The organism is Ruegeria sp. YKSF131, from assembly GCF_059612645.1.
Genome location: NZ_JBXWQZ010000020.1, coordinates 56,458 through 63,420 on the forward strand (window position 1 = coordinate 56,458; position 6,963 = coordinate 63,420).

The following is a 6,963-nucleotide window of genomic DNA, read 5'->3' on the forward strand; positions in this document are numbered from 1 at the left end:
AGGAATTGAGGGTATGAAGATCAGCATTGAACGCGGCACCCTTCTTAAAGCCGTTTCGCAGGCTCAGTCCGTTGTAGAACGTCGCAATACAATTCCTATACTTGCCAATGTCCTGATCGAGGCCGAAGGCGATCAGGTCCAGTTCCGTGCCACCGATCTGGATATCGAAGTGGTCGATAAGGCACCCGCACAGGTCGAAAAGGCGGGCGCGACGACCGTCGCGGCAACAACCCTGCATGAGATTGTGCGCAAACTGCCGGACGGTGCGCTGGTGACATTGACTGCTGACAGCGCCGCAGGACGGCTGACAGTTGAAGCGGGTCGGTCGAATTTTTCGCTGGCGACACTGCCAAAAGAAGATTTTCCGGTGATGGCGTCCTCGGAATATCAATCGAATTTCAGCGCGTCGGCAGCATTGCTGCGCCGGTTGTTCGACAAGTCAAAATTCGCCATCTCGACCGAAGAGACCCGGTACTATCTGAACGGTGTGTACATGCATGTGGCGGATGGGTCCGAGGGTGGAAAAGTGTTGCGTTGTGTGGCCACCGATGGCCACCGGCTAGCGAGAATTGACGCAGATTTGCCGGATGGCGCGGCGGATATGCCGGGCGTGATCGTGCCTCGCAAAACAGTGGGCGAGTTGCGCAAGCTGTTGGATGACGACGAGATGGATATCGCCGTTTCGGTCAGTGAAACCAAGGTACGCTTTGCCACGCCGGATATCACGCTGACGTCGAAGGTTATTGACGGCACCTTCCCCGACTACACACGTGTTATCCCACAAGGAAATACCCGCAAGCTTGAAGTGGATGCTGCTGAATTCGCGCAGGCCGTAGATCGCGTGGCGACTGTTTCGTCGGAACGGTCGCGGGCAGTGAAGTTGCAATTGGAAGGCGACAAGCTGATCTTGTCGGTGAATGCTCCTGACAGCGGCGCGGCCGAGGAGGAATTGGCTGTCGCTTACGGGGATGAGCGGTTGGAGATCGGGTTCAACGCCAAATACCTGTTGGAGATTGCGTCTCAGGTGGATCGTGAGAATGCAGTTTTCCTGTTCAACTCGGCTGGTGACCCGACATTGATGCGTGAAGGCAACGATCTGAGCGCTGTATACGTCGTCATGCCGATGCGCGTCTGATCGCGCGGATGCGATGCCTCCGGCGGGAGTATTTTTGAAAAGATGAAGGGAGGGGTCATGGGATTGGCCCTGACCGAGCTAACGGTCTCGCATTTTCGATCTCATAAGCTGGCGCGGTTGTCTCTGGACGGCCGACCGGTTGCCATTCACGGGCCGAACGGGGCCGGGAAGACCAATATTCTTGAAGCGGTGTCGTTGTTTTCGCCCGGTCGCGGGATGCGGCGGGCGAGCGCGGCCGAGATGACCCGTCGGCCCGAGGCGTTGGGTTGGAAACTGTCCGGGTTGCTGGACGCTCAGGGGCAGCGGTTTGAAATCGAAACCTGGTCCGAGGGCAGCGCAGCGCGACAGGTGCGAATTGATGGCAAGTCGGCGACCCAGATCAATCTGGGGAAACTTGCACGGGTAGTCTGGCTGACCCCGTCCATGGACCGTCTGTGGATTGAAGGGGCTGAGGGACGCCGTCGGTTTCTGGACCGTATCGCGCTGAGTTTTGACCCGGCCCACGCCGAAACATCGCTGATTTATGAAAAAGCGATGCGCGAACGTAACCGTCTGCTGAAAGAGCAGATCAGGGACGCGCATTGGTACGCCGCGCTTGAAGGGCAGTTGGCCGAGACGGGGCACCGCATCCATACCGCGCGGTTGAGGTCGCTGGATCTTCTACGGGCGGCGCAGGACCGGGCGGAAACGGTCTTTCCTTCGGCCGAACTGGAGTTGGTGCAAACCGAAGGCGCAATGCCCGAGACAGCGGAAGATTTGCGAGACGCGTTGAGCGAGAGCCGGTTCAGGGATCTGGCAGCGGGCCGAACCCTGGTGGGGCCGCATCGGTCCGACCTGTACGGTGTGTTCGCGGCCAAGGGCGTGCCGGCACGGGAGTGTTCCACTGGTGAGCAGAAAGCGCTCTTGGTGTCGCTGATCCTGTCCAATGCGCGGGCGCTGGCGGCGATGCTGGGCGCACCTCCGATCGTTCTGCTGGATGAGGTGGCCGCGCATCTGGATGCTGGGCGGCGTGCAGCGCTTTATGACGAGATTTGCGCGCTGGGCGCTCAGGCCTGGATGACGGGCACCGGGCCTGAGCTGTTTGCGGAAATGGACGACCGGGCCCAGACGCTGATCGTTACCGACAGCGATCAGGGCTCGGTCGTGACCGCTTAGGCCGGTTCGCTGACTTTGCGTTCCCACAGAAAGCCGCGCATAACCTCGTCCACCGGGGTTTTGGCCATGTGGTTGACGTAGTTCGACATGGTTTTCTGGGCCAGACCCAGCACGACATCCAGAACCGCGCGGTGTGAATAGCCCGCGTCAAAGAACGCCTGAAGCTGGTCTTCGGTCGGGTTGCCGCGGGTTTCCATCACTTGCAGGGTGAAGGTGCGCAGTGCTTCGAGTTTGGCTGAAGGCAACGGAGTTTCGTTACGCAGGGCGTCCGATATCTCGTCCGAGATCTTCATCATCTTGGCGATCCCGGTGTGGGCGGGCACGCAGTAGTGGCATTCGTTTTCCACATTGATGGTCTGCCAGACGACGGTTTTCTCATCATTGTCGAAATCAGTTTGCAGGAACAGGCCGTGCAGAACCTGATAGCCTTCCAGATGCTGAGGGCTTTCGGCCATGACCTTATGCAGGCCGGGCAAGCGACCAAAAGCGGCCTGAGACTTTTGCAGCAGCGGTTTGGACGCTTCAGGCGCGGTTTCGAGGTCGTGAGACGGGAAATTGGCCATGTCGGAACTCCTGTTTCTGGCGCGATGGGTCGTATTTAGGGTTTCTTGAGTGAACGCTCAAGTATATACTTGAGTGAACGTTCAAAAATTGGTGATGCTGATGCCCCGCAAACCCGCATACGATCGTGACGTGTTGATCGCGAAGGCGAAGGATATCTTCTGGCGTCAGGGCTGGGCTGGTACATCGCTGAAGGATCTGGAGCGGGAACTGAAGCTGAAGCCTGGCAGTTTTTATGCGGCGTTCGGGTCGAAAGATGCGCTCTATGCGCTGACGCTGGAGAGTTATACGCAAGAAGGTGTGGCGCGCTTAAAGGCCCTGGCAGAGAGACTGGGTCCGAAGGAGGCGCTGAAAGCGCAGCCCCGATTGGTGATCGAAGCGGTCGAGACCCCGGCAAAGGCCTGCATGTTGGCAAAGACATATGCCGAGTTGAAGGCGAAGGATCATGACCTTGCGGATCAGGCGGCGCATCACATGGCGGAAATGAAAGGCTGTTTCGCTGATCTGTTTCGCAGGGCTCAGGATGCCGGTGAAATCGGGGCGGGACATGATCCGGATCGACTGGCGGCACGGTATCAGTCGGACATTCTCGGGCTGCGATTGTCGGCCGAGCGCAAGGATGTCGACGCGTTGGAAATTGCCGCGGATATCGCTTCTGATATCGATCGTTTGTGATCCCTTTTTCGGGCGGCAAAAAACGATCCGGAACAACACAAAATATTGGGGGATGGCGTGACAATCCCTACCAGAAAACGTATAAGTTACCAAAATAATATAGGTACTGACTGAATGTCCGAAGACGCACAGGCCCCCCAAGAATACGGCGCAGATTCTATCAAGGTTCTCAAGGGCTTGGAGGCAGTTCGCAAACGCCCCGGCATGTATATCGGGGACACGGATGATGGCTCGGGTCTGCACCATATGGTGTATGAAGTTGTCGACAACGGGATTGACGAGGCTTTGGCGGGTCATGCCGACCATGTGACGGTGAAAATTCACGCCGATTCCAGTGTTTCGGTCAGCGACAATGGACGCGGTATTCCGGTGGACATCCACCCGGAAGAAGGCGTGTCGGCGGCCGAGGTCATCATGACCCAGCTGCACGCCGGTGGGAAATTCGACAGCAACTCGTACAAGGTGTCGGGCGGCCTGCACGGTGTGGGTGTTTCCGTGGTGAACGCGCTTTCGGATTGGCTGGAACTGCGCGTCTGGCGCAATGGCAAAGAGCACATCGCGCGATTTGAAGGTGGCGAAACCGTTGAGCACCTGAAGGTTGTTGGCGAATGCGGGGACCGGACAGGAACAGAGGTGCGGTTTCTGGCTTCGACCGACACATTCTCGAACCTTGAATACTCATTCGAGACATTGGAAAAACGCCTGCGCGAACTGGCTTTCCTGAATTCGGGCGTTCGGATCATCCTGATTGACGAGCGTCCGGCGGAACGGCTGGAAACCGAGCTGTTCTATGAAGGTGGGGTCAAGGAGTTCGTCAAGTACCTCGACCGGTCCAAAACCCCTGCCATGTCCGAGCCGATCTATATCAAGGGCGAGCGCGACGATATCGGTGTGGAAATCGCAATGTGGTGGAATGACAGCTATCACGAGTCTGTACTGCCCTTTACCAACAATATTCCTCAGCGCGATGGCGGTTCCCATGTGGCGGGTTTCCGTGGTGCCCTAACCCGGACGATCAACAACTACGCGCAGTCCAGCGGGATCGCGAAAAAGGAAAAGGTCAGCTTTACCGGTGATGACGCGCGCGAAGGTCTGACCTGTGTGCTGTCGGTCAAAGTGCCTGATCCGAAATTCTCGTCGCAAACCAAAGACAAGCTGGTCAGTTCCGAGGTTCGCCCAGCGGTCGAGGGTCTGATGAACGAAAAACTTGCCGAGTGGTTCGAAGAAAACCCGACCGAGGCCAAGGCGATCGTCGGCAAGATCATCGAAGCTGCACTGGCGCGCGAGGCCGCGCGCAAGGCGCGTGAACTGACCCGCCGCAAAACGGCAATGGATGTGAACTATCTGGCGGGGAAGCTGAAGGATTGTTCCGAAAAAGACCCGTCCAAAACCGAAGTCTTCCTTGTCGAGGGTGATTCAGCCGGAGGGTCGGCGCAAACGGGCCGTGACCGGCTGACACAAGCGGTTCTGCCTCTGCGCGGTAAGATCCTGAACGTGGAACGCGCGCGGTTTGACAGGATGTTGTCCTCGCAAGAGATCGGTAATCTTGTCATGGCTCTGGGCACGGGTATCGGCCGTGATGAGTTCAATATTGAAAAGTTGCGTTACCACAAGATTGTCATCATGACCGATGCGGATGTGGACGGTGCGCACATCCGGACTCTGCTGCTGACGTTCTTCTACCGGCAAATGCCTGAGCTGATCGAAGGTGGGTATCTTTATATTGCGCAGCCGCCGCTTTATAAGGTTTCGCGTGGAAAATCAGAGGTTTATCTGAAAGATCAGGCGGCTCTGGACGATTATCTGGTCAACCAGGGGATCGAGGGCGCCGTGCTGAAACTGGGTTCGGGTGAAGAGATCACCGGGCAGGACCTGGCCCGCGTGGTGGACGAAGCGCGCCAGTTGAAACGCGTTCTGGACGCCTTCCCGACGCACTACCCGCGCCACATCCTGGAACAGGCCGCCGTTGCAGGTGCCTTTGTGCCGGGTGCGGTGGACGCAGACCTGCAAGGGGTGGCTGACAAGGTTGCCGCCCGTCTGGACCTGATCGCGCTGGAGTATGAGCGTGGCTGGCAGGGCCGGATCACACAGGATCACGGAATTCGGCTGGCCCGCATTCTGCGTGGTGTCGAAGAGGTTCGTACCTTGGACGGCCCGATGTTGCGGTCGGGAGAAGCGCGCAAAACAGGCAACTTCACGCAAAGCCTGCAAGAGGTCTACAACACTTCGGCCACGTTGATCCGCCGTGATCGTAGCCAATTGATCCACGGTCCGCTGGACCTGTTGCGCGCCATTCTGGAAGAAGGGGAAAAGGGCCTGTCCTTGCAGCGCTACAAAGGTCTGGGAGAGATGAACCCCGGCCAGCTTTGGGAAACGACTTTGGACCCGGATGCACGCACGCTGCTGCAAGTGCGCGTTGACGATATGGTGGAAGCTGACGATCTGTTCACCAAGCTAATGGGTGATGTTGTCGAACCTCGTCGAGAATTTATCCAGAAAAACGCACTGAGCGTCGAGAATCTGGATTTCTGACGGTTTGTAGGAACCGTCTTTTTGCAGGGTGTTGCGCGACTGCTGGATGACTGATCGAAACTGAATGGTCTCGTCAAAACCGATAATACGCGCTATCGCTTCGCGCTTTCGTCCCTTGGTTTCGTCCAGAAAACCGACGATATCGGCATGCCGCAAGATGATCCGGTCACGGATGAACCATTCCAGCGCGTCGGTGATCGTGCTTTTGCCAGCGGCGTTTTCTCCATAGATCGCAAGGCTTCGATGTTTCTTGGTGAATTTCTGCGGCAACTCAAACCGGGCGCCACGGAAACCGGTGGCTTTGAGGGAACGCAGCTTAAAGCGTCCCGCCTTTTGTCTGACGTCAGCGCCAATGGGACAGTTTAGGTCGATTTGATAAGAGAGGGTTTCTGGCTCATCGTAACCGCCAAGGAGTGGAGATGAGAAAGAAACCCGGAACCAAGCGGAGCCACGGTGAGAAGGTCGTAAAGGACATCCGTCGTGCAACACGCAAACAGTACTCATCCGAAGAGAAGATCCGGATCGTGCTGGATGGCCTCAAGGGCGAGGACAGCATTGCAGAGCTGTGTCGCCGCGAGGGCATAGCGCAGAGCCTCTACTACAGTTGGTCCAAGGAGTTCCTTGAAGCCGGTAAGAAACGCCTTGCCGGTGACACCGCGCGCGCAGCGACATCGACCGAGGTCAAAGATCTGCGCCGCGAGGCTCGCGACCTGAAGGAGGTGGTTGCCGAACAGGCTCTTGAACTGCGGCTGCTCAAAAAAAGCATGATCGGGGATGGGGGCGACGACGAATGAGGTATCCCGCATCTGAGAAGCTGGAGATCATCCGCCTCGTCGAAGGATCGCATCTTCCGACCAGGCGTACGCTGGACAAACTCGGCATCCCCAGAACCACTTTCTATCGCT

At 57.5% G+C, this 6,963-nt stretch carries 6 protein-coding genes and 1 pseudogene; 5 read left to right on the top strand and 2 right to left on the bottom strand.

Annotated elements, in window-relative coordinates; all coding sequences use genetic code 11:
* Positions 1 to 13 precede the first annotated feature (13 nt).
* Together dnaN and recF are read left to right on the top strand one after the other, a co-directional pair.
* Positions 14 to 1,135, top strand: a complete 1,122-nt coding sequence (gene dnaN, locus AC2FLZ_RS09565) for a DNA polymerase III subunit beta (RefSeq protein WP_480483945.1) — start codon at positions 14 to 16, stop codon at positions 1,133 to 1,135.
* 57 nt (positions 1,136 to 1,192) lie between these two features.
* Complete coding sequence (gene recF / locus AC2FLZ_RS09570) at positions 1,193 to 2,290, top strand: DNA replication/repair protein RecF (protein WP_496882121.1); 1,098 nt, start codon at positions 1,193 to 1,195, stop codon at positions 2,288 to 2,290.
* Here the strand turns inward: recF and AC2FLZ_RS09575 are convergent.
* Positions 2,287 to 2,853: a carboxymuconolactone decarboxylase family protein gene (locus AC2FLZ_RS09575; protein ID WP_209507178.1), complete on the bottom strand. Its 567-nt coding sequence runs from the start codon at positions 2,851 to 2,853 to the stop codon at positions 2,287 to 2,289. The two genes, recF and AC2FLZ_RS09575, sit on opposite strands and share 4 nt — an antisense overlap.
* 100 nt (positions 2,854 to 2,953) lie before the next feature.
* Here AC2FLZ_RS09575 and AC2FLZ_RS09580 point away from each other — a divergent pair, with 100 nt between their 5' ends.
* On the top strand, positions 2,954 to 3,526 hold the full coding sequence (locus tag AC2FLZ_RS09580; protein ID WP_480555246.1) for a TetR/AcrR family transcriptional regulator: 573 nt from the start codon (positions 2,954 to 2,956) through the stop codon (positions 3,524 to 3,526).
* Positions 3,527 to 3,640: 114 nt separating this feature from the next.
* A complete protein-coding gene (gyrB, locus tag AC2FLZ_RS09585) occupies positions 3,641 to 6,058 on the top strand; it encodes a DNA topoisomerase (ATP-hydrolyzing) subunit B (RefSeq protein ID WP_480474814.1) in 2,418 nt (805 codons plus the stop codon).
* Here the strand turns inward: gyrB and AC2FLZ_RS09590 are convergent.
* A complete protein-coding gene (locus AC2FLZ_RS09590) occupies positions 5,981 to 6,328 on the bottom strand; it encodes a hypothetical protein (protein ID WP_496882122.1) in 348 nt (115 codons plus the stop codon). The two genes, gyrB and AC2FLZ_RS09590, sit on opposite strands and share 78 nt — an antisense overlap.
* Positions 6,329 to 6,477: 149 nt before the next feature.
* Here AC2FLZ_RS09590 and AC2FLZ_RS09595 point away from each other — a divergent pair.
* A pseudogene (locus tag AC2FLZ_RS09595) lies at positions 6,478 to 6,963 on the top strand (transposase); the annotation flags it as partial.